General features: G+C 67.4%; 25 protein-coding genes. 12 read left to right on the top strand and 13 right to left on the bottom strand.

The genetic code is table 11. From position 1 onward, the window contains the following. Positions 1 to 131 precede the first annotated feature (131 nt). Both ACWPOC_RS11710 and ACWPOC_RS11705 read left to right on the top strand, forming a co-directional pair. Positions 132 to 953, top strand: coding sequence for a DUF6319 family protein (locus tag ACWPOC_RS11710; protein ID WP_455408668.1), 822 nt, complete (start codon positions 132 to 134; stop codon positions 951 to 953). Between the two features lie 48 nt (positions 954 to 1,001). Then, complete coding sequence (locus tag ACWPOC_RS11705; protein WP_172414987.1) at positions 1,002 to 1,664, top strand: chymotrypsin family serine protease; 663 nt, start codon at positions 1,002 to 1,004, stop codon at positions 1,662 to 1,664. 34 nt (positions 1,665 to 1,698) lie between these two features. On the opposite strand, the gene ilvD is transcribed toward ACWPOC_RS11705, so the two are convergent. Beyond that, entirely contained in the window at positions 1,699 to 3,396 is a 1,698-nt protein-coding gene (gene ilvD / locus ACWPOC_RS11700; RefSeq protein ID WP_455408667.1) for a dihydroxy-acid dehydratase, read from the bottom strand. Next, on the bottom strand, positions 3,393 to 3,959 hold the full coding sequence (locus tag ACWPOC_RS11695; protein WP_120280573.1) for a TIGR03086 family metal-binding protein: 567 nt from the start codon (positions 3,957 to 3,959) through the stop codon (positions 3,393 to 3,395). Before ACWPOC_RS11695 ends, ilvD begins: the two co-directional genes overlap by 4 nt. 114 nt (positions 3,960 to 4,073) lie before the next feature. Here ACWPOC_RS11695 and ACWPOC_RS11690 point away from each other — a divergent pair, with 114 nt between their 5' ends. The 4 genes from ACWPOC_RS11690 to ACWPOC_RS11675 all read left to right on the top strand — a co-directional run bounded on the left by ACWPOC_RS11690 (position 4,074) and on the right by ACWPOC_RS11675 (position 8,127). Then, positions 4,074 to 5,078, top strand: coding sequence for an aldo/keto reductase (locus ACWPOC_RS11690; protein ID WP_455408737.1), 1,005 nt, complete (start codon positions 4,074 to 4,076; stop codon positions 5,076 to 5,078). 40 nt (positions 5,079 to 5,118) lie between these two features. Continuing rightward, the gene (locus tag ACWPOC_RS11685; RefSeq protein ID WP_455408666.1) at positions 5,119 to 6,402 is read left to right on the top strand and encodes an MFS transporter; all 1,284 of its coding nucleotides are present in this window, start codon (positions 5,119 to 5,121) and stop codon (positions 6,400 to 6,402) included. A gap of 79 nt (positions 6,403 to 6,481) precedes the next feature. Beyond that, on the top strand, positions 6,482 to 7,324 hold the full coding sequence (locus ACWPOC_RS11680) for an enoyl-CoA hydratase-related protein (RefSeq protein ID WP_120280571.1): 843 nt from the start codon (positions 6,482 to 6,484) through the stop codon (positions 7,322 to 7,324). 110 nt (positions 7,325 to 7,434) lie between these two features. Further along, entirely contained in the window at positions 7,435 to 8,127 is a 693-nt protein-coding gene (locus ACWPOC_RS11675; RefSeq protein WP_120280570.1) for a GTP pyrophosphokinase, read from the top strand. Between the two features lie 85 nt (positions 8,128 to 8,212). On the opposite strand, the gene ACWPOC_RS11670 is transcribed toward ACWPOC_RS11675, so the two are convergent. The 9 genes from ACWPOC_RS11670 to ACWPOC_RS11630 all read right to left on the bottom strand — a co-directional run bounded on the left by ACWPOC_RS11670 (position 8,213) and on the right by ACWPOC_RS11630 (position 16,721). Further along, positions 8,213 to 9,142: a hypothetical protein gene (locus tag ACWPOC_RS11670; RefSeq protein WP_455408665.1), complete on the bottom strand. Its 930-nt coding sequence runs from the start codon at positions 9,140 to 9,142 to the stop codon at positions 8,213 to 8,215. Continuing rightward, positions 9,139 to 9,666 (bottom strand): LpqN/LpqT family lipoprotein, encoded by a 528-nt coding sequence (locus ACWPOC_RS11665; RefSeq protein WP_016694573.1) that lies wholly within the window; start codon positions 9,664 to 9,666, stop codon positions 9,139 to 9,141. Before ACWPOC_RS11665 ends, ACWPOC_RS11670 begins: the two co-directional genes overlap by 4 nt. Beyond that, on the bottom strand, positions 9,663 to 10,610 hold the full coding sequence (locus ACWPOC_RS11660) for a hypothetical protein (protein WP_455408664.1): 948 nt from the start codon (positions 10,608 to 10,610) through the stop codon (positions 9,663 to 9,665). Before ACWPOC_RS11660 ends, ACWPOC_RS11665 begins: the two co-directional genes overlap by 4 nt. Beyond that, positions 10,607 to 11,605, bottom strand: coding sequence for a hypothetical protein (locus tag ACWPOC_RS11655; RefSeq protein ID WP_455408663.1), 999 nt, complete (start codon positions 11,603 to 11,605; stop codon positions 10,607 to 10,609). Before ACWPOC_RS11655 ends, ACWPOC_RS11660 begins: the two co-directional genes overlap by 4 nt. Next, positions 11,602 to 11,901: a hypothetical protein gene (locus ACWPOC_RS11650; protein WP_455408662.1), complete on the bottom strand. Its 300-nt coding sequence runs from the start codon at positions 11,899 to 11,901 to the stop codon at positions 11,602 to 11,604. Before ACWPOC_RS11650 ends, ACWPOC_RS11655 begins: the two co-directional genes overlap by 4 nt. Before the next feature lie 267 nt (positions 11,902 to 12,168). Beyond that, the gene (locus tag ACWPOC_RS11645) at positions 12,169 to 13,017 is read right to left on the bottom strand and encodes a 3-hydroxybutyryl-CoA dehydrogenase (RefSeq protein WP_085470141.1); all 849 of its coding nucleotides are present in this window, start codon (positions 13,015 to 13,017) and stop codon (positions 12,169 to 12,171) included. A 59-nt stretch (positions 13,018 to 13,076) separates the two neighbouring features. Further along, complete coding sequence (locus ACWPOC_RS11640) at positions 13,077 to 14,234, bottom strand: acyl-CoA dehydrogenase (protein WP_006553691.1); 1,158 nt, start codon at positions 14,232 to 14,234, stop codon at positions 13,077 to 13,079. Positions 14,235 to 14,357: 123 nt separating this feature from the next. Further along, positions 14,358 to 15,104 carry a TetR family transcriptional regulator gene (locus ACWPOC_RS11635; protein WP_059384691.1) on the bottom strand — a complete coding sequence of 249 codons (747 nt, stop codon included), beginning with the start codon at positions 15,102 to 15,104 and terminating at the stop codon, positions 14,358 to 14,360. A 36-nt stretch (positions 15,105 to 15,140) separates the two neighbouring features. Continuing rightward, positions 15,141 to 16,721, bottom strand: coding sequence for an acyl--CoA ligase family protein (locus ACWPOC_RS11630; protein ID WP_230790669.1), 1,581 nt, complete (start codon positions 16,719 to 16,721; stop codon positions 15,141 to 15,143). Between the two features lie 196 nt (positions 16,722 to 16,917). Between ACWPOC_RS11630 and ACWPOC_RS11625 the strand changes: the two genes are divergently transcribed. Next, entirely contained in the window at positions 16,918 to 17,778 is an 861-nt protein-coding gene (locus tag ACWPOC_RS11625; protein ID WP_230790349.1) for a response regulator transcription factor, read from the top strand. Positions 17,779 to 17,794: 16 nt separating this feature from the next. Here the strand turns inward: ACWPOC_RS11625 and ACWPOC_RS11620 are convergent, their stop codons facing one another. Both ACWPOC_RS11620 and lppU read right to left on the bottom strand, forming a co-directional pair. Further along, on the bottom strand, positions 17,795 to 18,574 hold the full coding sequence (locus ACWPOC_RS11620) for a 3'-5' exonuclease (RefSeq protein ID WP_039585293.1): 780 nt from the start codon (positions 18,572 to 18,574) through the stop codon (positions 17,795 to 17,797). A gap of 109 nt (positions 18,575 to 18,683) precedes the next feature. Beyond that, positions 18,684 to 19,268: an LppU family putative lipoprotein gene (gene lppU / locus ACWPOC_RS11615; protein ID WP_120280562.1), complete on the bottom strand. Its 585-nt coding sequence runs from the start codon at positions 19,266 to 19,268 to the stop codon at positions 18,684 to 18,686. A gap of 58 nt (positions 19,269 to 19,326) precedes the next feature. Here lppU and ACWPOC_RS11610 point away from each other — a divergent pair, with 58 nt between their 5' ends. The 5 genes from ACWPOC_RS11610 (at position 19,327) to ACWPOC_RS11590 (ending at position 23,778) form a co-directional block, all read left to right on the top strand. Further along, complete coding sequence (locus ACWPOC_RS11610) at positions 19,327 to 20,391, top strand: ATP-dependent DNA ligase (protein WP_455408661.1); 1,065 nt, start codon at positions 19,327 to 19,329, stop codon at positions 20,389 to 20,391. Position 20,392: 1 nt separating this feature from the next. Continuing rightward, entirely contained in the window at positions 20,393 to 21,445 is a 1,053-nt protein-coding gene (locus ACWPOC_RS11605; RefSeq protein ID WP_230790353.1) for a DNA polymerase domain-containing protein, read from the top strand. 117 nt (positions 21,446 to 21,562) lie between these two features. Further along, positions 21,563 to 22,114, top strand: coding sequence for a DUF6764 family protein (locus tag ACWPOC_RS11600; RefSeq protein WP_120283721.1), 552 nt, complete (start codon positions 21,563 to 21,565; stop codon positions 22,112 to 22,114). A gap of 87 nt (positions 22,115 to 22,201) precedes the next feature. Next, entirely contained in the window at positions 22,202 to 23,461 is a 1,260-nt protein-coding gene (locus ACWPOC_RS11595) for a serine hydrolase domain-containing protein (protein WP_120280559.1), read from the top strand. Between the two features lie 92 nt (positions 23,462 to 23,553). Then, positions 23,554 to 23,778 carry a dodecin gene (locus tag ACWPOC_RS11590; protein WP_060650173.1) on the top strand — a complete coding sequence of 75 codons (225 nt, stop codon included), beginning with the start codon at positions 23,554 to 23,556 and terminating at the stop codon, positions 23,776 to 23,778. The last annotated feature ends 19 nt before the right edge of the window (positions 23,779 to 23,797 follow it).

The raw sequence follows: 23,797 nt of genomic DNA, 5'->3' as shown, positions 1-23,797 counted from the left end.
CTTACCGTGCGCGGGGCCCGTGTGCGCGGCAGGCCATGTCGAACAGGTGTGCAGGCGTGTCGTACGGATGTGCGACAGTGACCGTCATCGAAGCCCTGCCGACCCGTCGGCGAACCGAGAAAGGACGTCGCATGTCGCCCCGCAGACGCGCGGACCACCTGACGGAGGAACAACTCGGAGAGCTCGGTGCTGCTCTCGCCGAGGGGCGCCGCGCGACCGTCTACCTCGTCGAGGGCATCCCGAGTCTCGGCATCGACCCGGGGACGTCGGCGCGGGTGGTGTCGATCAGCGGCAGCACCGTGATGGTGAGGCCGAAGGGCGTCGACGACGAGTTGCCGTTCGAGACCGACGAACTGCGCGCCACCCGCGAGTCGGCCGGAACCAAGCGCGCACCGGCGAAGGCCGCGCGCACGTCCGGTAGTGCGAAGCCCGCTCCGGCGAAGGCTGCACCTGCGAAGGCTGCACCTGTGCAACCCGCGACCCCGCGGGCTACCGCATCCAAGCCTGCTACCCCGAAGTCCGAGAGCCCAGCGGCCGCTGCGGTTCCCCGCGCCCAGGAGAAGAAGCCCGTGACCCAGACGACCTCCGCTTCGTCCGACGCTCCCGCCTCCCGGCCGCCGGCACCGGCGAAGCCGAAGGCCCCGGCCCGCAAGGCGAAGAAGGCGCCGTCGATCACGATCACCCTCACGATCGACCCGGAGAACGAGTGGACGGTGGGGGTCGCGCACGGCACCCGCAAGGTCGGCAAGCCAGCGCCGGTCGCCCCCGACGCCGTCGAACGCGCGGTGAAGGAACTCGGTGATCCCACGGCCACCGAGGCCGTCCAGTCGGTGATCGAGGAGGCGCGTCGCGCGGCCGAGGACCGGGTCGCGCAGCTCAGCCGCGAACTCGAGGAGGCCCGTCAAGCTCTGGAAAGCTTGGGCGCAACCCGGAAATCCGGCGGAAACCTCTAGTACGCTCAGCCCGACGGCTGCCGGACGGCGCAGCGCAGGAGGGCCCCCATGTTCAGAAAACTGGTTGTTGCAATCGCGAGCGCTGTCGCGCTGGTCGGAGCAGGTTCCGGGGTGGCCGTCGCGGCGCCTCCGGTCACCCTCGGCGGCGGTTCGGGAATCACGCTCGGAGACAACGGGCAGGACATCTTCGACTGCACACTCACCACGATCGGCAACGACGCCGCCGGTCGCCTGGTGGGTCTCACCGCCGCGCACTGCGGCTCTCCGGGCATGACGGTGAAGGCCGAATACGACCTCGCTGCCGGTTCGGTGGGTCGCATCGTGTCGACCAACGAGCGGCTCGACTACGCCGTCATCGAGTTCGACCGGGGCAAGGTGGTTCCCGTCAACCGCGTCGGCGACGTGACGATCACGGGCCTCGGCGCCCCCGCGGGCTTCCCGAACATCGCCTGCAAGGAAGGTCGCACCACGGGCAACACCTGCGGCATCGTCTGGGGCGACGTGTTCGGCTCGCAGGAGACGTGGACCCAGGTGTGCGTCATCGAAGGTGACTCGGGCGCACCGCTCGTGGTGGGCACGACGCTCGTCGCGATGGTCAACGCCTACCTGCTCGCGCCGTGCGTCGGTCCCGAGGTCGGAACGAACATCGACGTGATCATGGCCGACATCAACGGTCGGGGCGGGCCGGGCGCAGGTTTCCGTCCGATCTAGCAGCACCCCCGGAGCGCGAGGGTTCACCCGACCCTCATCCGCACACCGCACCGTTCGATGCGGAACCGACCAGCTTCGTGTACTTCGCCAGTACACCTCGGGTGTAGCGCGGCGGCAGTGGCTCCCAGCCCTGCCGCCGCGTTTCCATGTCCTTCTCGTCGACCAGCACGTCGAGCAGGCCGTTCGAGACGTCGAGACGGATGCGGTCGCCGTCGCGGACGAACGCGATGGGACCGCCGTCGACGGCCTCCGGGGCGACGTGCCCGACACACAACCCGGTGGTGCCACCTGAGAACCGTCCGTCGGTGAGCAGCAGGACGTCCTTACCGAGACCGGCGCCCTTGATCGCGCCCGTGATCGCAAGCATCTCGCGCATGCCCGGACCACCCTTGGGCCCCTCGTAGCGGATGACCACCACGTCGCCGGCGGTGATGGTGCCGTCTTCGAGCGCATCCATCGCGGCCCGTTCGCGTTCGAAGACCCGCGCCGTTCCCTCGAAGACCGACTCGTCGAAGCCCGCGGACTTCACCACCGCTCCGCCGGGAGCGAGGCTGCCGCGGAGGATCGTGATACCGCCGGTGGGATGGATGGGGTCGCTCAGGGCGCGCAGCACCTTGCCGTCGGGGTCCGGGGGAGCGATGCCGGAGAGGTTCTCCGCGACGGTCTTCCCCGTGACGGTGAGGCAGTCGCCGTGCAGCAGACCCGCGTCGAGCAGTGCCTTCATGATGACCGGGACGCCGCCGATGTGGTCGACGTCCTTCATCACGTGCCGGCCGAACGGTTTGACGTCGGCGAGGTGCGGCACCCGCGCGCCCACCCGGACGAAGTCGTCGAGGCTCAGATCCACCTGCGCCTCGTGCGCGATCGCGAGCAGGTGGAGCACGGCGTTCGTGGACCCACCGAAGGCCATGACCACCGCGATGGCGTTCTCGAACGCCTCCTTCGTGAGGATGTCGGACGCGGTGATGCCGCGCTTCAGCATCTCGACCACCGCCTGCCCGCTGCGCCGCGCGAAACCGTCGCGGCGACGATCCGTCGCGGGTGGTGACGCGCTCCCCGGCAGCGACATGCCGAGCGCTTCGGCCGAGGCGGCCATCGTGTTGGCGGTGTACATGCCGCCGCAGGCACCCTCGCCGGGGCAGATGGCGCGTTCGATCGCGTCGAGGTCGGTCTCGGACATCAGGCCGCGCGCGCACGCCCCGACCGCTTCGAAGGCGTCGATGATCGTCACGTCGCGTTCGGTGCCGTCGGACAGTTTCGCGATGCCCGGCAGGATCGACCCGGCATACAGGAAGACGGCGGCGAGATCGAGGCGGGCCGCGGCCATGAGCATCCCGGGCAGGGACTTGTCGCACCCCGCGAGCAGCACGGAGCCGTCGAGTCGCTCGGCCTGCATCACCGTCTCGACGCTGTCGGCGATGACCTCCCGCGACACCAGCGAGAAGTGCATGCCCTCGTGTCCCATCGAGATCCCGTCGGACACGGAGATGGTGCCGAACTCGAGCGGATAACCGCCCGCGGCGTGTACGCCCTCCTTCACCGACCGCGCGAGGCGTTCGAGCGGGAGGTTGCAGGGCGTGATCTCGTTCCACGACGATGCCACGCCGATCTGCGGCTTGCCCCAGTCGTCGTCGCCCATACCCACCGCGCGGAGCATGCCGCGCGAGGCGGCCTTCTCCATGCCGTCGGTGACGTCGCGGCTGCGGGGCTTGATATCGGGTCGGTCCGTCATGACGTCTTCCTGGGGTCGCGGCCGGTGAGGGCGATGAGTCGGTCCTGGGGGGACGCGTCGTCGGGGACCGGGACGGGATCGGCGAACAGACCGCTCGAGGCGAGCATGTCCTTCTGCGGTTCGACGTCGGCGAGCACGGCGTCGACGAGTTCGGCGTCGAGAGTCTCGTCGGCACCGATGGCCCGGGCGAGATCCCAGGTGTGCACGGTGATGTCCGCGATCTGCTGCTTCATGTAGTCGAGGCACGGGACGGTGCCGTAGGACAGGTGGACCTCCTGAGCCGGTGACGCCATCGCCCAGGCGGCGGTCGCCTGATCGGCGAAGCGTGCCCATTCGGCGGCGAGATCGTCCCCGATCGGTTCGAGTGCGGCCTTCGCGTCGTCGAGGGAACGGCCGGAGAGCAGCGGCTGGATCCAGCGCTGTTCGTCGACCATGTGCCACACCAGGTCGGTGACGTCCCACTCGGTGTCCGGGGTGGGTGCGTGCCAGTCGCGGATCTGCGCGACACGGTCGTCGAACTCGCGACGTGCGGTTCGTTGCAGGGAGAGCCAGTCGGTCGCCATGGATCTCAGCCTAGGGCGCGGGCTGCTCGGATCACGGCGATTTCAACTCCTGCGATCATGCGCGGGATGCGGGACGATCGGGAGTCGCACCGTGTCGTCGTCGAGGAGAAGTACATGCCTGTCCCCACCGTCCAGCTCGCGCCCGGTCTCGTCGTCAGCGCCCAGGGTTACGGCGCGATGTCCGTCGCACCCGCCTACGGCGAGGTGAATCTCGACGAGGCGCTTGCGACCCTGCACCACGCCGTGGATCTGGGCATCACCTTCATCGATACCGCCAACGTCTACGGCGACGGCACGAGCGAGAAGGTGGTCGGCACGCTGCTCGCCGAACGGCGGGACGAAGTGCAGCTGGCGACGAAGTTCGGTCTCGTCGGTGCGGTCGGCGGTAAGGGCACCGCCAACCGTCGCATCAACGGCCGTCCCGAGTACGCGAAGCAGGCCATCGACGAATCGCTCGGGCGTCTCGGCGTCGACCATGTCGATCTGTACTACCTGCACCGTGTCGATCCGGAGGTGCCGGTCGAGGAGACGGTCGGTGCCCTCGCCGAACTCGTGCAGGCCGGCAAGGTGCGGCACATCGGTTTGTCGGAGGCCACCGGCGACGAGCTGCGTCGCGCGCACGCGGTCCATCCGATCGCGGCGATCCAGTCGGAGTGGAGCATCGTCTCGCGCGACGTCGAACGGCACGTGGTGCCCACCGCCGCCGAACTCGGCATCGGCTTCGTGCCGTACTCGCCGGTGAGCCGCGGACTGCTCACCGACGCCTTCGATCCCGGACAGGTCGCCGAGAACGACCTGCGCAAGCGCTTTCCGCGCTTCGGGGCCGACGCCCTGCCGACCAACCTCGCGGTGCGCGAGGAAGTGCGGGCAGTCGCGAAGGAAACGGACGCGACGATCGCGCAGATCGCCCTGGCATGGCTGGATGCGAAGGGTCGCGAGTTCGGGTTGCCGTCGGTGTCGATCCCCGGCACCCGCTACGCGAGTCGCGTGACCGAGAACGCCGGTGCACTCGACGTGACGCTCACCGACGAGCAGGTCGCGCGGCTGGATCGTCTCGCCGACAAGGTCGCCGGTCCGCGTGCGGCCGACCCGACGTGGGTGTCGCTCGGGCGTGAGTAATTAGCACCGTTAACAGACCGGCGCGTATCGTCCTAGTGACATGAGGGCATGGCTGGTCTGGGGTATCGGAGTCTTCGCCTACATCGTCGCCGTCCTCCATCGGACGGCGTTCGGTGTCTCCGGACTCGCCGCCACCGAACGCTTCGAGATCTCGCCGTCGGTGCTGTCCGGCTTCGTCGTCCTGCAGCTCATCGTCTACGCGGGGATGCAGATCCCGGCCGGTGTGCTGCTCGACAGATTCGGCTCGCGACGGATGATCGCGACCGGCGCCGTGATCCTCGCCGTCGGTCAGGCGATCCTCGCCGTCACCGAGTCGCTGCCGGTCGCGTACCTGGCCCGAGTGCTGGTCGGGGTCGGTGACGCCCTGACGTTCATCTCGGTGCTGCGGCTCGTGCCGGTGTGGTTCGCGCCGCGCCGGGTGCCCGTCGTCTCGCAGCTGACGGGCATCTTCGGCCAGCTCGGTCAGGTGCTGTCGGCGGTGCCGTTCGTCCTGCTGCTCACCGGCACCGGATGGACGGCCGCCTACGGCAGTGCTGCGGCGCTCGGCCTGTTCGCATGCGTGCTGGTGTTCGCGATCGTGCGCGACACCCCGCCCGGTGAGGCGCGGGAGGCCACCGCGTCGGGGCTGCGCGAGGTGATCGGCGGGCTCGGCACGGTGTGGCGGCGCCCCGGCACCAAACTCGGCTTCTTCACCCACATGGGCACGCAGTTCTCGGTGACGACCTTCGCGCTCATGTGGGGCGTGCCGTATCTGGTCTCCGCGCAGGGACTGTCACCCGCGGCGGCCGGTTCGATGCTGACCGTCTCGGTGGTCACCGCCATCTCCGCCGGGCCGATACTCGGCGTGCTGTCGGGACGCTTCCCGACCAGACGCTCGTGGCTCGTGCTCATGATCATCCTGGCCAGCGCGGTGACGTGGTCGGCGGTGCTCGCCCTCCCCGGACCCGCACCGGTATGGCTGCTCGTCGTGCTCGTCGTCGTCATCTCGGTGGGCGGCCCGGGATCGATGATCGGCTTCGACTATGCCCGTACCTTCAATCCCGGGACCGCCCTCGGCACGGCCAACGGCATCGTCAACATCGGCGGCTTTCTCGCGACACTGCTGGTCGTGCAGACGATGGGCATCGTGCTCGACCGGCTCGGCGGCTACACCTTCGATGCCTTCCGCGTCGCGTGGTTCGCGCAGTACCCGATCTGGGTGATCGCGCTCATCGGGGTGCTCGTGACCCGAGGGCGCGCCCGCCGCGAGGCCGGCATCGAAGCGCGTTCGCTGCGGGCCGTCGTGATCGATCGGCTCGGTCGCGGCAAGCGGGAGTCCCGCTGAGTCTCGAAGTGCTATTTAACGATCGCTAGAAGTTCTATCATCGGGCGCTGAACAACCGACAGCGAACCGAGGAGACGACGTGACAGAGACCGGTACCGAAAACGATGTGTTGCTCGAGCGCCACGGTTCGGTCGCGATCATCCGGCTGAACCGTCCCGATCGCCTCAACGCGTTCACCGACGACATGGGCGAACGGCTCATCTCCCTCTTCGACGAGACCGACGCCGACGACGACATACGGGCGGTCGTGCTCACCGGCACGGGCCGCGGGTTCTGCGCGGGCGCCGACCTCGCGGCCGGTGGTGACACCTTCGTCCTCGGCGAGGACCCCGAAACCGGCGGAACACCGCCCGACCTCGGTGGCCGCGTCACGCTGCGCATCTACCGGTCGCTCAAGCCGGTCATCGCCGCGATCAACGGCCCGGCCGCGGGTGTCGGCGTCACCATGACCCTCCCCGCGGACATCCGCATCGCCGCCGACACCGCCAAGTTCGGGTTCGTCTTCACCCGCCGCGGCCTGGTCCCGGAAGCCTGCTCCACCTGGTTCCTGCCCCGTGCCGTCGGCATCTCGACCGCCGTGGAATGGACCGTCGGCGGTCGTATGGTGCCGGTCGCGGAAGCACACGAACGCGGTCTCGTCCGCGAGGTCGTGTCCGCCGACAGGGTGCTGGAGCGTGCCCTCGAGATCGCGGAGGAACTCGTCGCCGGCACCGCGCCCGTCTCCGTCGCTCTGACCCGGCAGTTGATGTGGCGGATGCTCGGTGCACCCGACCCGGAAGTCGCGCATCGGGCCGAGTCGATCGGCATCCACGTCCGGGGAACCTCGGGCGACGTCCGCGAGGGCGTGGAGTCGTTCCTCGAGAAGCGCGACCCGAAGTTCCCCGATCGGATCTCGGACGGTCTGCCCGACCTGTTCGAGTGAGCCGCTCGGTGTAAGTGCAGTTCGGTATAACTGCAGGTCGAGGAGGTGGGAACCGCCCGTCGTCGTCGAACTGGCAGACTCGATCCCGGAAGTTATCGAGGAGGAATCGAGTGAAGACGACGGTGGGCGAACCCGAACCGGGACTACCGATACCGGACGACGTGCAGGCACCGCTGGTCGCAGTGGAACACCTCGCACAGGATCTCCGACGCGCACTCATGGTGTACAAGTTCGGCATCGACGAGATGATGACGAAGATCAACATCCTGCGCGAGGAGTTCACCTACGCCCGCGAGTACAACCCGATCGAGCACGTGAAGTCGCGGTTGAAGAGCCCCGAGTCCATCCTCGCCAAGGCGGAACGGAAGGGTGCGCCCGCTTCGCTCGACGGCATCCGCGAGGCCGTCCGCGACATTGCCGGCATCCGCATCACGTGCAGCTTCACGTCGGACGTCTACCAGATCATCGACATGATCACGAGCCAGCTCGACGTGACGGTCGTCGAGATCGAGGACTACATCGCGCGCCCGAAACCCAACGGGTACAGCAGCGTGCACGTCATCATTCAGATTCCGGTGTACATGTCCGACCGGGTCGAGCGCGTCTACGTCGAACTGCAGATCCGCACCGTCGCCATGGACTTCTGGGCGAGCCTGGAGCACAAGATCTACTACAAGCACGACCGCGAGGTTCCGGACGAACTGCGCGAGGAACTCCGCCTCGCCGCGGAGACGGCGCGCGATCTGGACCTGCGGATGGAAGCACTGCACCGCCGCGTCCACGGCCCAAACAACGGGAACTGACCGAGGTACGCAACGCAGGGTGAAGGCTCGCAACGCGGTCAGTCACCAGCGGTGTTGCGAACCCACCATCGGTGTTGCGTACCCATCACCATTCCCACTGTTGGCGCGGAATCTTTTGCGCGATGCGTAAGCGTTCCCGCATCGGGAGGGGACGAAGGAGTTCTGGGGCCTCGGGTGTCGTGACGAGATGGCGATCGTCGGGGCACCGATGGAGACGGTCGATGAGTCCGACCAGCGCGTTGGGTTCGCTGACGAGAACGTACGCCGGCACGGTGAACGAATCCGGCTTGTCGTGCCCCATGCGAGGTGGAGTCGGTTCGTAGCCGGGTATGCAGAGACGGATGAGTGGATTGTGCGTAGACGCCCCGCGGCCCGAGACGGTGTAGACATCGGCAGCCACTTCCTGGATCTCGTCCCATCGAACGAACACGTCCGAAACGCCACGCCGCACGAGCCATGTCGTGCGGCGACGGATACCATCGGCATGGATATGGGTGGATCCCCGGGGGTGGATCAAGAAGGGTAGAGCACCCACCACCGCGGTTGCACATGTCGTCCATGCGATGAACGAGCCGGAATGCGGGAGCTCGTGTCTCAGAAGGAGGCTCGCTCCGTCCGGTCGGTTCGACGCACGAATCATGAAAGCGCCCAATACTGCGGTGCAGGAGAACACGACGGACAGCTGGACGGGAAGTATCCTTACGTAAGGAATCTCGATGCCGGGGCCGTGGACGTCGTCTCGGCACTGCCGGATCCTCGGATGCAAACCGGATCGGTGGAAACCGCCCCGCTCGAACATTCCCGCCGCAACGATTGTCATCATTACGGTCAGAGAAAGCGCCAGGGCAGTCGCTCCGAGATCGTCCGCTCGCCAGTCGTCCACTGTCCAGAACAGTGCGACGAGGCCGAATCCAGTGCAGAACACACCGGCACAGAACGAAGCCGGACGGAAACGTTGTGGCCAAGCAGGTGCTGAATCTTTCCCGGAAGAGGGAATTTCGATGAACTCGCTCACCGGATTCTCAGTCCCTCATGGATTGTATGCAGATGAGCGATAAGGGACTCGGCGCTGTCGGAGCGTGCGGTTGCTGTCAATTGCGCGAGGTAGCGGTCGTACGCGTGGTCGATCACGAGATATCGCGTCACGGCGGTGTACTCGACGTCGTCCACTCGATAGGAACCTTGGGTGATCACCGATCGGTGCCCGCGGAAATCGGATGTGTCGTGGAATGTTTCCTTCCACTCGGGCAGTCCCCGAGCTTCCTGCCCCGCAACCTCCAGGAGTTCGTCGGTCGGCCGCCATCTCGACAGTGCGCCGTGAAGGAGGACGGCGTTGGGTGCCCACTCATCCGCGACGTGCTCGGGAGCTGCGAGAACCGTATGTGCGTGCGGAAAGACATCGCGGGGGAGTGTGATCCAGCCGTCCGGCGCCTGGAGTTCCGGTTGCGGGTGCCGCGGGTCGTCCGGGTTGCAGGGGCTCAGTTCGACTTCGTGTGCTGCAAGGTAGTCGGAGAGTCTCGTCTGAAGCGAAGCGTTCATCGAGACGCCTCCTGGTGGCGTGCCATCCGGAATCGTTCTCGCAAAGGCGGTGGTCTGAGAAGTTCGGCCGCGTCTTCCCGAGCGAGGAGTGTGCGGTCGTGTGGACGTTCATGCATTCGTCGGGCCAGGACCAGGAGTGCGTTGGGTTCTGCGATGAGCCAAGTGCAGACGATGGCGAGAGTGTGTTCTTCGTCGTGGGGGATGCGGGCTTCGGGGGGAATCCGTCCGGTCGTGTGGATGTGGATCATCGGAGTGCGGACGTCGCCGGATCCGGAACGGGTCACGATATCCGTTCCGATGATGCTTTCGATAGCGTCCCAACGCGCGAACTGCACGGTGGCTTTGTTTCGTCGGAGCTTGCGAGAGCGTACGACTCTTTCGATTCCTTGCGGGTACAACCCCACTGTTGTTGGGAGCCGGAACCATACGAACACTGCCGACGCGATCAGGGCAACGACCCCACCCACGATCATGAAGATTGCAGTGGCGTGAGGGTCGCGACCGTAAGGCAACTCGGATTTGTCGGTGATGTAGATGTTCAGCGCCGCTACGGCCAGGCATCCGAGGCCGACCACGACGAGCAGGACCATGAAAATAGTTAGAGGCGTAAGTCCTCCAGGAACAACGATGCCCGTGCCATATTCCGGATGCCTGTAACTTCTGATGCGTGGCGAATACAGGACATGTCGAATCCCGCCGAGTCTGACACAGATCACGCCCATGAGCAGCATTGCTGCTCCGTACAACAGCGAACCGATCGTGGATACCAATTCCTCGTGGCGGATATTCGCAGAACTGTCAACCAGACTCCACGTAGCGAAGACCAGAACGCATACACCCGCTATGCACCATCCGATTCGAAGACGTTGTGGCCAACAGGGCGCGTCGGAGAATCCATCGGCGCGAACCTGATTCCGGTCTTCCGGCGTGCCTTCGATTGTCACCACAACTCCTGGATCCTCTTGGATGTGTACCACGTGGCAAAGCCCCCGAATACAAGGCCGATAGCGAAGCCGGCGGCGGTGCCGACCCCCGGAACGACCGAACCGGTCGCAGCGCCGATGGCCGCGGTAGTTCCCTTCGACGCCAGGAATGCACCGACCATGCCGACAACGGTTCCGGCGCTCTCGGACACCACCGCCTCGGTGGGATCCATGCCTCCCTTGATGTCGTTGACGATCGCAGGAACGGTGCCTACTGCAGCGGCAGTCGGGTTCATTCCACGCGCGATGTTGCGTGCGACATCGTCGCCCGAGGCCACTGCCGCGTCGGTCAGGAGTTCCTTGGTAGTTCCGGACATTGCGCCGATGGTCGACGCTGCGATGGTCGATGGCCAGTCCGGCCACCAGGAGAACTCACCATCCTCCGTTTGCACGACCTTCCCCGGCACAGCGGCATCCCTGGCTGCTTCGAGCACCGCAACGGCGGCGGTGATGCGATCGGCCGTTTCCGTCGCGGCTCGCGACGCCTGTTCGAGAGCGCCGGTGACCGCGTGGGTCAGTTCCGCTGCTTCGTGTTCGAGGCGGACGCGGGCCTCGGCGACGGCTTCGGCCGGCAGCATCGCCGAGAGGATGCGGATCTGGTCGGAGGGGTCGACGGTGCCGTCGTCATGCACGGTGAACCCGGACTGCTCGGCGCCGGTCACCACCGACACGAGGTGCAGGCGGGCGCCTTCGACGAGCCACGCGCCGGTGCGGTACGCCTCCGCGACCTGCAGTAGTGCTTCGGCGATGGCGCTGCCCAGCGAGCGTTCGCGGACCACTCGCGTGGCGGCGGCACGTGCGGCGTCGCCGGACCATCGCTCGGCGAGCACATCCTGCTCGGTGAGCAGACCTTTCATGCGGTCGTCGAGTTTGTCGACGAGCACGTCGAGGTGGTCGGCAGTGACTCGCAGAGCGTCGGGATTCCAGGACCGGACCGCAGCGACTCCCGGTCTCATTCGTGCGGATCCATTGCGGAGAGTGCAGCCACGAAGTCCGTCTCGGCGACGGCGTAGTCGTTCTTGGCGCCGTCGGTGATGTCGACGACCTCGCGCAGGCGACTGCACACGTTGTTCAGTGCCTGATCGGTGGCGGTGAATGCTCGTGCACAGACGGCCGCGAATTCTGTTCCGGGAAGCGCTGGTTGCGACACGGCATACGGTTCGCCGACGTCCCAGTCGTCGATCGCGTCGGCGGTGTCCGCCACGAAGGCTGCGAATGTGCGCAGCGCTTCAGGATCTACGTGCAACGTCACGACTGCCCCCCGACAGAATCCCCCGATACGTCCGGGTCGGGACGATAGCAGAAGGCGCCCTCACGGAGCCGGAGCGGACCGTCGGGCGGCTTCGAGCGGGGCATCGGTCGTACACGAGGTACGCAACACGTGATGAAGGTTCGCAACGCCGGCAGTTACCGGCTGTGTTGCGAACCCGGAACTGTTGTTGCGTACCTCCCGGCTGTTCCGGATACGCAGACGCCCCCGCCGTTCCGAGAAGGAACGGCAGGGGCGTCCGGGTGAGGCCTACTTGTAGCTGTAGAAGCCCTCGCCGGTCTTACGACCCAGGCGACCCGCGTCGACCATGCGACGCAGCAGTGCCGGGGGAGCGTAGTGCGGCTCGGCGAACTCGTCGTACAGCGACTGCGCGGCGTTGAGGGTGATGTCGAGGCCGACGGTGTCGATGAGGGTCAGCGGACCCATCGGGTAGCCGCAGCCACCCTTCATCGCGGCGTCGATGTCTTCCTTCGTCGCGTAGCCCGACTCGAGCATGCGCACTGCCGAGCACAGGTACGGGATGAGCAGGGCGTTGACGATGAAGCCCGCACGGTCGCCCGCGCGCACGGCCGTCTTCCCGAGGGTGTTCTTCGCGTAGTCGAACACCGTGTCGGCGGTGGCCTCGTCGGTGGTGAGCGCCGAGATGATCTCGACGAGCGGCATCACCGGCACCGGGTTGAAGAAGTGCACGCCCACGACCTTGCCGGGCCGCTGCGTCGCCTGCGCCATCTTGATGACGGGGATCGACGACGTGTTGGTGGCGAGGATGCCTTCGGGCTTCACGATCTTGTCGAGCTCGGAGAAGATCTCCACCTTGAGCGACTCGATCTCGGGGGCGGCCTCGACGACGAGGTCGCGGTCGGCGAACTCGTTCAGGTCGAGGGTGACGCGGATCCGTCCGAGGATCGCGTCGGCGTCCTCCTGCGTGATCTTGCCGGACTTGACGCCGCGTCCGATCGACTTCTCGAGACGCTCGCGCGCCGCGGCGGCGAACTCCTCGGTGGTCTCCTTGACGAGGACGTCGCTACCGGCCTTGGCGCACACCTCGGCGATACCGGCACCCATGGTGCCGCCGCCGATCACGCCTACCTTTTCCACTGCCACTGCGGTAACTCCTGATCGCTGTGATGTTCCGGGGGTAACCTACGCGACCGGTGTCAGCGCAGCAGAGCGCGCGACATGACGACGCGCTGGATCTGGTTGGTGCCCTCGTAGATCTGCGTGATCTTGGCGTCGCGCATCATGCGCTCGACCGGGAAGTCGGTGGTGTAGCCGGCGCCACCGAACAGCTGCACGGCGTCGGTGGTGACCTCCATGGCGACGTCCGACGCGAAGCACTTCGCGGCGGCCGAGATGAAGCCGAGGTTGGGCTCGCCGCGCTCGGCGCGAGCAGCGGAGGTGTAGACCATCAGGCGTGCGGCCTCGACCTTCATCGCCATGTCGGCGAGCATGAACTGCACACCCTGGTTGTCGGAGATCGGGCGGCCGAACTGCTTGCGATCCTTGACGTAGGCGGTCGCCGCGTCGAGGGCACCCTGGGCGAGGCCGACGGCCTGCGCACCGATGGTGGGGCGGGTGTGGTCGAGGGTCGCGAGAGCGGTCTTGAAGCCGGTGCCCGGCTCGCCGACGATGCGGTCGCCGGGGATGCGGCAGTTCTCGAAGTACAGCTCGGCGGTGGGGGAGCCCTTGATGCCGAGCTTCTTCTCCTTCGGTCCGACGACGAAGCCCTCGTCGTCCTTGTGGACCATGAAGGAGGAGATGCCGTTGGCACCCTTCTCGGGGTCGGTGACGGCCATGACGGTGTACCAGGTGGACTTACCACCGTTGGTGATCCAGCACTTGGAGCCGTTGAGGATCCAGTCGTCGCCGTCGGCCTTGGCGCGGGTGCGCATGGAGGCGGCGTCGGAGCCGGCCTCGCGCTCGGACAGCGCGTAGGAGGCCATCGCACCGTTGACGATGTCGGGGAGGACCTTGGCCTTGAGCTCGTCGGAGCCGCGGAGGATCAGGCCCATGGTGCCGAGCTTGTTGACGGCGGGGATCAGCGAGGAGGAGCCACATACTCGGGCGACCTCTTCGATCACGATGCAGGCGGCGATCGAGTCGGCGCCCTGGCCTTCGAACTGCTCGGGCACGTGGATGGCGTTGAAGCCCGACTTGTTGAGGGCGTCGAGGGCTTCCTGCGGGAAGCGGGAGTTCTCGTCGACGTCCTTGGCGTAGGGCGCGATCTCCTTCTCGGCGAGCGCGCGGATGGCCTCGCGCAGAGCGTCGTGCTCTTCGGAGAGCTTGAACAGGTCGAAGTCGGGATTGAGGGCCATGACGGCGGACTCCTAACGGCACGCGGTGCCAGATTTGCGAGCGTAGCTCCCTCGAGCATAGCGAGGCGAGGGTTCGCGACGTGACGGAATGAGTCGATTGTAACCACGGCACTCAGTGCCAGGTCAACGGTGCTGACGTGCACCTTCGAGCTGGAGCCGAACCTGCTCGGCGATCTCGGCCGGTGTCAGATGAGCCGGATAGGTCACCACCGCGACCGCAGGCGGGGCCGGCGCGGCCTTCCCGTTCGTCGCGCCTTCGGGCACCGGAACCACCCCGTACGTGCGGCGGAGCTCGAGAAGTTCCTGCTCGAGGCGTTCGGCGGTGGCGGTCTCGTCGCCGCGGATCATCGCGCGCAGCACGAAGTTGTGCGTGGCGGTCATCGCCGCCGCGAAGCTGACGGTGCGCACCGGCTTCTCCGTGGGAACGGCGGCGCGCAGGAAGTCGGTGAACAACCGCTCGTAGCGGTAGGTGGTGACGAGTTCGCGCTCCCGCAGCGCCGGCACCCGCTGCACCACCCGATACCGCCACACCGCCAGTTCGCGCCGGTCCCGGAAGTGCCCGAAGACGAGCTTGGCCCCCTCGCAGGCCGCCGCCCACGGATCGTCGAAATCTTGCGAGAGGTACTCGGCGACCTGCTCGAGCAGCGACTCGTGATCGGCGAAGATCACGTCCTCCTTCGACCGGAACTGCCGGAAGAAGGTCCGCCGCGACACCCCTGCTGCCGCGGCGATCTGCTCGACGGTGGTCGACTCGTAGCCGAACTCCGAGAACAGGCGGATCGCCTGCGTGACGACGTGCACCCGGAACTGGGCGGGATCGGGTCCCGTCGAGTCGAGGCGACGGGTGCTGTTACCGGTACCGGATGTCATGGCGTCGAGTATCCAATGCAGTCGTGAGGGGTCGGCTCACCCCTCGGCGGCTTCGGCCGATCGCAGCTCGAACTTCAGGATCTTCCCGGTCGAGGTGCGGGGCAGCTCCAGCGGGAAGACGATGTCGCGCGGCACCTTGTAGCCGGCGAGCAGCGTGCGGGTGTAGTCGATGATCTCCTCGGCCGTGACCGATTCGCCCTTCTTCAGGATCACGAACGCCTTGGGACGCTCACCCCACTTCTCGTCCGGAACACCGACGACCGCGACGTCGAGCACCGCAGGGTGGCTGACGATCGCCTGCTCGACCTCCACCGTCGAGATGTTCTCGCCGCCGGAGATGATGATGTCCTTCGCGCGGTCCTTGAGCTGGATGTATCCGTCCGGGTACATCACGCCGAGGTCGCCGGTGTGGAACCAGCCGCCGCGGAACGCCTCCTCGGTCGCGTCCGGGTCCTTGTAGTAGCCGAGCATGACGTTGTTGCCGCGCAGCACGATCTCGCCCATGGTCTCGCCGTCGGCAGGCACATCGTTCATGTCCTCGTCGACGACCCGCGCGGTCTCGGCCTGCAACATGCCCACGCCCTGACGGGAGAGCAGTGCGGCACGTTCGTCGGCGGGCTTGTCGTCCCAGCTGTCCTGGTACTCGCAGATCGTGTACGGGCCGTACACCTCGGTGAGTCCGTAGACGTGCACGACCGTGATGCCGATCTGCTCGAGCTGGGCGATCACCGTCGGTGACGGCGGCGCACCGGCCGTGGTGATCCGCAACGGACGGTCGAGGGGATGTGCCTGCTCGGCGTTCGCGATGGTCGAGCACACCGCGGGCGCACCGCACAGGTTGGTGACGCCGAGGTTGTCGATGGCCTCCCAGATCGCGTCGGCCCGCACCGCCCGCAGGCAGATGTGGGTGCCCGCCGCGGCGGTCACCGCCCACGGCGTGCACCAGCCGTTGCAGTGGAACATCGGCAGCGTCCACAGGTACTTGCTCTGCCCGTCGAAGCTGTTGTGGAAGGTCTCGCCCAGCGAGTTCAGGTACGCGCCCCGATGGGTGTACATCACGCCCTTGGGTTTGCCGGTCGTGCCCGAGGTGTAGTTGAGGGTGATGACGCCGAGCTCGTCGTCGACGCTCCACGGCAGCGGCGTCGCATCGAGCGAGTCGGCCTGCGCGAGGAACTCGTCGTACCGGGCGGTGGCCACCCCGCCGGGGACGTCGGGAGCCGGCACGGTGGAGTCGGGGACCTCGATGATCTCGGTGACGCCGGGAACGTTGTCGCGGACGTTTGCGACCGATCCGAGCAATTCGGAGTCGACGAACAGCAGCTTCGTCTCGGAGTGGTCGAGGATGTACTCGAGTTCCGGCCCGGCCAGGCGCGAGTTCAGCGCGACCAGCACACCGCCTGCGAGCGGAACCGCGAAATGTGCGATGAGCATCTCGGGCACGTTCGGAGTCAGGTACGCGATCTTGTCGCCCGGCTCGATGCGACTGCGCAGCACGCGCGCGAGCCGCTGCGCCTCGTCGGCGAACTCGGCGTAGGTGTATGTGCGGTCGCCGTGGATGATCGCGGTGCGATCCGGGAACACCGCCGCGGACCGTTCGAGGAAGCGCAGCGGGCTCATCTGGCTGTAGTTCGCGGCTCCGGTCGAGCCGGGACGGACGGGGGCGATGGACACGGGTACCTCCGGGGGTGGCCTACTCGGATTCCGGCGTCTTCTGTGATCGTCGCAACACCGGGCGATGTGCAGGTTACGAATCGTGGAACTGGCCCCTCTACCCTCGAAAGTGGGTGTTCGGAGGGAAGAGCAGGAGCAATCGATGGATGTCGCCGTGCCGGGTGTGCTGCGTCCCGACGATCTCGACACCCTCCGTGCCACGCTGCGCGACCTCAAGGCGACGACGGAACTGCCGGTGCTCTTCGGTGGCGCGGTGCAGGGCTCGGACGTCGTCCTGTCCGGATTCGTCGGAACCCGCGGTCGTGCCCTGCGCAATCTGGTGATCGCCGCCGAACGTGGACTCGGCGGTCGGGTGGTCGTCGAACAACGTCCCGGCGCGGTCGCCGACTACTTCACCTCCCCGCACATCACCCACCACTACGACCGGCAGGTCGCCGGGGAGGGAATCGAGTCGTTGCTCGCCGTGCCGGTGGTGGTGCGCGGACGCACCCGGGCGGCGATCTACGGCGGGCTGAGGGTCAATCGGCCTATCGGCGACGTCGTGGCGGAGAAGGTCGTGCGGTCGGCCGCGGAGCTCGCGCGGGAGATCGAAATCCGCGACGAGGTGGACCGTCGCGTGTCGCTGATCGGGAACACGCGGACCTCGCACGGCGCCACCGTGCCTGCCGCCGTCTCCGAAGCGCTGACGGAAAGCCTCGTGGCGCTGCGGGCGATCGCGGCGCGGACCGATGATCCGTCGATCAGGGAACAGGTACGGACGGTCGAGGAGACCTTGACCCGGGCGCGCGACGGCGCATCGCAACCGCGGACGCATCTGACCGCGCGTGAGCACGACGTGCTGAGTCATGTGGCACTGGGCTGCCGCAACGCGGAGATCGCCGACAGGTTGTCGCTGAGCGTGGAGACGGTGAAGACCTATCTGCGTAACGCCATGGACAAACTCGATGTGCGCAGCCGGCACGAGGCGGTCGTCGAGGCGCGACGGCAGGGACTGCTGCCCTGATCGACCGCACTCCTGATCAGCGTCGGCGCAGTCGCCGGAAGAACTCGCGGATTGCGCTCAGCGCGCGCCGGAACTTCGTCTCGGTCGCGGGACGCTCGAGGACGTCGGTGCCCACCGGCGTGGGGAGCCGGACGGGCCAGCTGTCGTCGACGTCGACGACCTCGCGACCCAGCCCGCGCAGGTACTCGGCGAAGCTGCGTTGCCGTTCGGCGTGCCAGGCGGCCTGATCGGCCATGATGTCGAGTTCGGCGAGCTCGGGGAATCTCGCCACGAGCGCGCGGGTCAGGTGGCCGGCGGCGAGCGCGTCGGCCTCGGCCTCGTGCGGATTCGGCAGCGACACCCCGTACGCCTCGCACACCGCCTGCAGCGTGCGTCTGCCGGGACGGCTGCGGTCCATCTCCCGGTCGATGACGTACGGGTCGACGACCGTGCCGATGTCGAGCCCCGTCAGGCCGAGCCGGCGTCCTTCGGCGTCGAGAACCGTCAGGTCGTAGCTGGCGTTGAACGCGACGACGATGTGGCCGCGCGCCCACGCGTCGCTCACGGCCTGCCGGATCTGCTTGTATCCCTCGAGATAGTCGAGTCCTTCGGCGCGGGCGTGGGCGGTGGTGATGCCGTGGATCGCGGTGGTCTCCTCGGGTATCGCGATACCCGGATCGAGCAGCCACGAGCGTGTGTCGATGCGGTCGCCGTCGAAGGTCGCGACGCAGGCCGTGACGATGCGGGCGTTGCGGGGATCCCGGTCGGTGGTCTCGAGATCGAACGCGCAGATCGGTCTGTCCGGCCAGTGCGTCATGTTCTGTCCTCGCGTCCGTCGGATGATGATCTGTCGAACGCATTGTTGCGGGAGGCACCGACATGCTCTCCGTCGCGGTGGCGACGGGCATCCGCACGAGGAGGGAACCTCAGATGGTGTCGGTGCAGACCACGAAGTTGCGTTCCCGGTACACGAAGCCACCCTCGGACGTCGAGCAGTCGTTCACGTCGGAGGTGTCGAGCAGGATCTCGGTGACCTCCTCGCCCTGGACGGCGGGCTCACCGCAGTCGATGCGCTGCGGATCCTCGCCACCGAGGTCGATGCAGTCGCCCACCACCCAGTCGATGTCGAGACACAGCGCGCCGACCTCGACACCGCCGAACGACTCGTAGTAGGTCTGGTCGATGTCACCGGGGCACATGGCGGTGGCATCGACGACGTCGACGACCTTGTAATTCGAGCTCGGGCTGCCGCACACCGCGTAGTCGATGGTCGCGTCGTCGACGGTGCCGCCGAGCGCGACGCATTCGCCGGCTGCGACGTCGACGCTCAATTCGGTCGACGACGACGCCGACGGGGTCGTGGTGGGTAGGGAGAAGGACGGCGCCGTGGACGTGTCCAGGGCGTTCGCGGCGGGCACGGCCTGCCCTTCGACCTGGGTCGCGCATCCTCCGAGCACCCCTGCTGCCGCCAACGCCATCGCGGCACCGGCCGCCCCTCGGAGAATGTTCATGGTCGAAGAGCCTACGGAAGTGCTGCCGGTACCCGTACGGGGTGGAACGATGTGCCGCATGGACCTGCCTGTGGTGCCGCCGCTCGCCCCGATGCTCGCCAAGGTCTCCTCCACCGTCCCCTCCCAACCCGAGAGCGGTCCCGACGAGTGGTCCTACGAACCCAAGTGGGACGGCTTCCGGGCGATCGTCTTCCGCGACGGCGACGAGGTGGTTCTCGGCTCGCGCGGGGGCAAGGACCTCGTGCGCTACTTCCCGGAGCTCGCCGACGCCGCGCGTGCCGAACTGCCCCGCAGGTGTGTGGTCGACGGGGAGATCGTCGTCCCGCGCGAACACGACGGCCGCACCCGACTCGACTGGCAGGCGCTGTCCGAACGGATCCACCCGGCCGCCAGCCGGGTCACGATGCTCGCCGAGCAGACACCGGCCGTGTTCGTCGGCTTCGATCTGCTCGCTCTCGGCGACGAGGACCTCATGGAGACCCCGTTCGCCGAGCGGCGCGCGCGGCTGCGATCCGAGATCGGCGGGGGTAAGAGCTGCCACGTCACGGTGGCCACGACCGACACCGATACCGCCCGCCGATGGTTCGAGGAGTTCGAAGGCACCGGCCTCGACGGTGTGATCGCCAAGCGACTCGACGGGTTCTATGTGCCCGACAAGCGGGAGATGCTCAAACTCAAGCACGCCCGCACCGCCGACTGCGTCCTCATGGGTTACCGCATGCACAAGAGCGTCGAGGGCGTCGGGTCGCTGCTACTCGGGCTCTACCACGACGGTGAACTCGCGATGGTCGGCGGAGCCTCGGCGTTCACGCGGGAGCGACGCGAGGAACTGCTCGTCGAACTGCAACCGCTGCGACTCGGGGACGACGTCGTCGAGCAGGGCGAACCGACGCGGTGGCGTTCGGCGGTGGACCGCAGCTGGGTGCCGTTGCGTCCCGAACGTGTCGTGGAGGTCGCGTACGACCAGATGGAAGGTGTGTCGGGAGCGGGGATGCGGTTCCGGCACGCTGCGAAGTTCCTGCGGTGGCGTCCCGACCGCGACCCCGAGAGCTGCACGTTCGACCAGCTGGAGGTGCCGGTGCGCTACGACCTGTCGGATGTGCTCGACCGGACGGAGGACTGACATGGCCACGAAGCGTTCGCCCGCGGAAGAGCTGGACGTCGACGGCACGCCCGTGCGGTTGTCGAACCCCGACAAGATCTACTTCCCGCAGCTCGGCGCCGCAGGTGGCACGAAGCGGCACCTCGTGGAGTACTACCGCAGGGTCGCCACCGAGTTCGACGCACCGATCCTGACGGCCCTGCGCGACCGGCCGACGCATCTGCAGCGCTTTCCCGACGGCATCGAGGGGGAGGAGATCTATCAGAAGCGGGCACCGGTCAAGCGACCCGACCACGTGGCGACCTGCGAGATCACCTTCCCGTCGGGGCGCACCGCCGATGCGCTGCGTGTGTGTTCGGCCGCCGACGTGGTGTGGGCGGCGAATCTCGGGTGCGTGACCTTCCATCCGTGGCCGGTGCGGTGCGGCGACACCGACCGTCCCGACGAACTGCGCATCGACCTCGACCCGCAACCGGGAACCGACTTCGGCGACGCGCGGGCCGTGGCGCTGGAGGTCGTGCGCCCGCTCCTCGACGAACTGGGGCTCACCGGATATCCCAAGACGTCCGGTGGGCGGGGGCTCCATATCTATCTGCGGATCGTGCCCGAATGGGATTTCGTCGGAGTCCGTCGCGCCGGGATCGCGCTGATGCGTGAGATCGAGCGGCGCAGCGACGGGCGGGCGACGACGGCGTGGTGGAAGGAGGAGCGCGGAGAGCGGCTCTTCCTCGACTACAACCAGAACGCGCGCGACAAGACGATCGCCTCGGCCTACTCGGTCCGCCGCACCCCGATCGCGACCGTCTCGACCCCGCTGACCTGGGACGAGCTGGTCGACGCCGAACCCGACGACTTCACGATCGCCACCGTGCCGGATCTGCTGGCGAAGCGCGGCGATCCGATGGCGGATCTGGACGCGCACGCGCACTCGCTGGACGTCCTGCTCGAGATGGCGGAGCGGGACGCGGCGAACGGTCTCGGCGACCTGCCGTATCCGCCGAATCACCCGAAGATGCCGGGGGAGCCGAAACGCGTCCAACCGTCCCGCGACACCGACCGGGCGAAGGACACGTGAACCGGAACGTTCGGGGAATCGCGTCCCTGTCGTGACCTCGACTATGAGACCTCCCGAAGCGCGAGTCCATAAACTGTCCGAGAAAACAGTCGCGTGAGGTTCGGAAAGGTCGATGTCGTGATTCGCTCGTGGGCGTCCGGTCGGGTTCTCGGCGTCGGGGCAGCATTCGCTGCTGCCATCGGTGTCGGTTTCCTGCTTCCTCAGACCGCGTCCGCGGCCACGACGTGCACGGCACCGCCGGGCGCCCCGGCCGAGGTCGTACAGATCGACGGCGACGAAGCGTGCGGCGCGTCCACCGACGGCACCGCCGAGGCGTGGAGTTACGGCGAGCGGGGCGTGGGATTCGCCGATGCCCGCAGCGCCGCACAGGTGGTGGCTGCCGGATTCGACGGCGGTGTCGGCGCCGGAGAGAGCACGTCGGGCCGGCTGTTCGCGATCGGTGTGGGCGCGCAGGCCCTGGCGCTCGGTGTCCTCGAAAGTCCCGGCACGGCGGTCGTCGCTGCGGGTCCGCAGTCGCAGGCCTATGTGGGCGACGCCGACGATCCGGTGTTGTGCGAGGGCACCGCGGCGGCCGCGTTCGACCTCGAGGCCGCACGCGGGTGCGTCGTGCTGGGCGACTTCCGGTACTTCACTCCTGGCGCGCAGACGCCGCCGTCGCCCCTGCCGTAGATTCGGCGCGTCTCGCCGGGGAGCGTCGACAAACAGGCTGTACGTAAACCCTTCCTTTACGTTCCGTGTCGTCGTAGCCTGTCGCACATGACGACCGGAGCAGTCTTCGAACCTGCCGGGGCGACAGCGTCGTTCGCACCGGTGCACGTTCCCGGGCAGATCGACGCCCGGCCGGGTCCGGCGGCGCCCACCGAGATGGTCGTCGATCCGCGATTCCTGCGCCTGGCCGACGCCTTCTTCTCGCTGTACAAGCGTCCCCGGGACGGCGGGGGTGCACTCACCGCCTATCTCCACGGCGAAAAGGTCCTCGACATCTGGTCCGGCTGGTCGGCCCCCGACAAGCGGTGGAGCCGCGACACCATGGCGTTGTCGTTCTCGACCGGCAAGGGCGTGGCGTCGACCGTCGTGCACCGTCTGGCCGAGCGCGGAGCGATCGACTACTTCGCGCCCGTCGCGCAGTACTGGCCGGAGTTCGCCGCGAACGGCAAGGAAGACATCACCGTCGCGGATGTCATGACCCACCGATCCGGCCTGCACCGCGTGCGCGGCCTGGTTCCCGGGACGCGCGGGATCCTCGACTACGAGGCGACCGTCGCGGCTCTCGAGCAGGCGGCGCCGGATCGTCGGCGTCGGCGCGGATCGGGCTATCACGCCGTCACCTACGGATGGCTCGTCGCCGAACTCGTGCAGCGGGTGACCGGTCTGCCCTTCGTGGAGGTCGTGGAGCGGGAGATCGCCCGGCCGCTCGGCGATCCCGATTTCTGGTACCGCGTGCCGCACGACGAACGGGGCCGCATCGCGAAGCTCTTCCCGCGACTCGCCCCGGTCGGACTGCACTGGGGTGCGAGCGCCGCGGTGCTGTCGCGACTCGAACCGACCCGCGGTCTCGCCGAAGCTGCAATGCCCGACGGCTTCGACCGGCTCGTCGGCGACCCGGCGGTGCACGACTCGGTGATGCCGGGCTGGAACGGTGTGTTCACGGCGCGCTCGCTCGCGCGCATGTACGGGGCGATCGCCGCCGGCGGGACGATCGACGGCGTGAAGTTCCTCGACGCCACCACGATCGACGAGATGTCGCGCGTGCGGGTGCGCAGCCGGGACTATGTGCTCGGGGTGCCGATGGCGTGGCGGCTCGGCTACCACCAGCCCATCTTCGCGAGCATCCAGCGTCCGCGCGGTGCGCTCGGGCACTACGGAGTGGGTGGCTCGGGGGCGTACGCCGATCTCGACACCGGATTGTCGCTCGCCTTCGTCACCAATCGGCTCGGTGCCGGCGCGATCCCGCTCGGGGACCTGCGTCTAGCCCGTCTGGGCGAACTCGCCCGGTCGCTCGCGCGTCGTGCCTGAATCTTCCTGTCATTTTCGTGGTTCCGGGGACGGGGGTCGCTCGGGGGCGGGACGATCCGAATCGGAGCATCGCCGATTCGAGGAGTTCAGCCATGAGCCATGTCTACCGGGTGATCGAGGTCGTCGGATCGTCGACGACGGGAGTCGACGACGCGATCGCGAAAGCGGTGGCGCGAGCAGCGGAGACCACGCGTCATCTCGAGTGGTTCGAGACGGTCAACATCCGGGGCCATATCGACGACGGTCGGGTGGCCCACACGCAGGTCACTCTGAAGATCGGTTTCCGCATCGAGTCGAGCACCGAAACGGACATCTGACGTGTCTCGACAGTCGGAA

It is taken from the genome of Rhodococcus sp. 5G237, assembly GCF_053764735.1.
This window is presented reverse-complemented; position numbering and strand designations above follow the sequence as displayed.

Excerpts from the sequence above, each read along its gene's own strand:
- ACWPOC_RS11630 (WP_230790669.1), bottom strand. The coding sequence starts at position 16,721 with ATGAGCCCGCTGCGCTTCCTCGAACGGTCCGCGGCGGTGTTCCCGGAT.
- ACWPOC_RS11605 (WP_230790353.1), top strand. The coding sequence starts at position 20,393 with ATGGCCACGAAGCGTTCGCCCGCGGAAGAGCTGGACGTCGACGGCACG.
- ACWPOC_RS11685 (WP_455408666.1), top strand. The coding sequence starts at position 5,119 with ATGAGGGCATGGCTGGTCTGGGGTATCGGAGTCTTCGCCTACATCGTC.
- ACWPOC_RS11665 (WP_016694573.1), bottom strand. The coding sequence starts at position 9,666 with ATGAACGCTTCGCTTCAGACGAGACTCTCCGACTACCTTGCAGCACAC.
- ACWPOC_RS11695 (WP_120280573.1), bottom strand. The coding sequence starts at position 3,959 with ATGGCGACCGACTGGCTCTCCCTGCAACGAACCGCACGTCGCGAGTTC.
- ACWPOC_RS11655 (WP_455408663.1), bottom strand. The coding sequence starts at position 11,605 with ATGAGACCGGGAGTCGCTGCGGTCCGGTCCTGGAATCCCGACGCTCTG.
- ACWPOC_RS11610 (WP_455408661.1), top strand. The coding sequence starts at position 19,327 with ATGGACCTGCCTGTGGTGCCGCCGCTCGCCCCGATGCTCGCCAAGGTC.
- ACWPOC_RS11635 (WP_059384691.1), bottom strand. The coding sequence starts at position 15,104 with ATGACATCCGGTACCGGTAACAGCACCCGTCGCCTCGACTCGACGGGA.
- ACWPOC_RS11690 (WP_455408737.1), top strand. The coding sequence starts at position 4,074 with ATGCCTGTCCCCACCGTCCAGCTCGCGCCCGGTCTCGTCGTCAGCGCC.
- ilvD (WP_455408667.1), bottom strand. The coding sequence starts at position 3,396 with ATGACGGACCGACCCGATATCAAGCCCCGCAGCCGCGACGTCACCGAC.
- ACWPOC_RS11595 (WP_120280559.1), top strand. The coding sequence starts at position 22,202 with ATGACGACCGGAGCAGTCTTCGAACCTGCCGGGGCGACAGCGTCGTTC.
- ACWPOC_RS11705 (WP_172414987.1), top strand. The coding sequence starts at position 1,002 with ATGTTCAGAAAACTGGTTGTTGCAATCGCGAGCGCTGTCGCGCTGGTC.
- lppU (WP_120280562.1), bottom strand. The coding sequence starts at position 19,268 with ATGAACATTCTCCGAGGGGCGGCCGGTGCCGCGATGGCGTTGGCGGCA.
- ACWPOC_RS11625 (WP_230790349.1), top strand. The coding sequence starts at position 16,918 with ATGGATGTCGCCGTGCCGGGTGTGCTGCGTCCCGACGATCTCGACACC.
- ACWPOC_RS11710 (WP_455408668.1), top strand. The coding sequence starts at position 132 with ATGTCGCCCCGCAGACGCGCGGACCACCTGACGGAGGAACAACTCGGA.
- ACWPOC_RS11620 (WP_039585293.1), bottom strand. The coding sequence starts at position 18,574 with ATGACGCACTGGCCGGACAGACCGATCTGCGCGTTCGATCTCGAGACC.
- ACWPOC_RS11640 (WP_006553691.1), bottom strand. The coding sequence starts at position 14,234 with ATGGCCCTCAATCCCGACTTCGACCTGTTCAAGCTCTCCGAAGAGCAC.
- ACWPOC_RS11590 (WP_060650173.1), top strand. The coding sequence starts at position 23,554 with ATGAGCCATGTCTACCGGGTGATCGAGGTCGTCGGATCGTCGACGACG.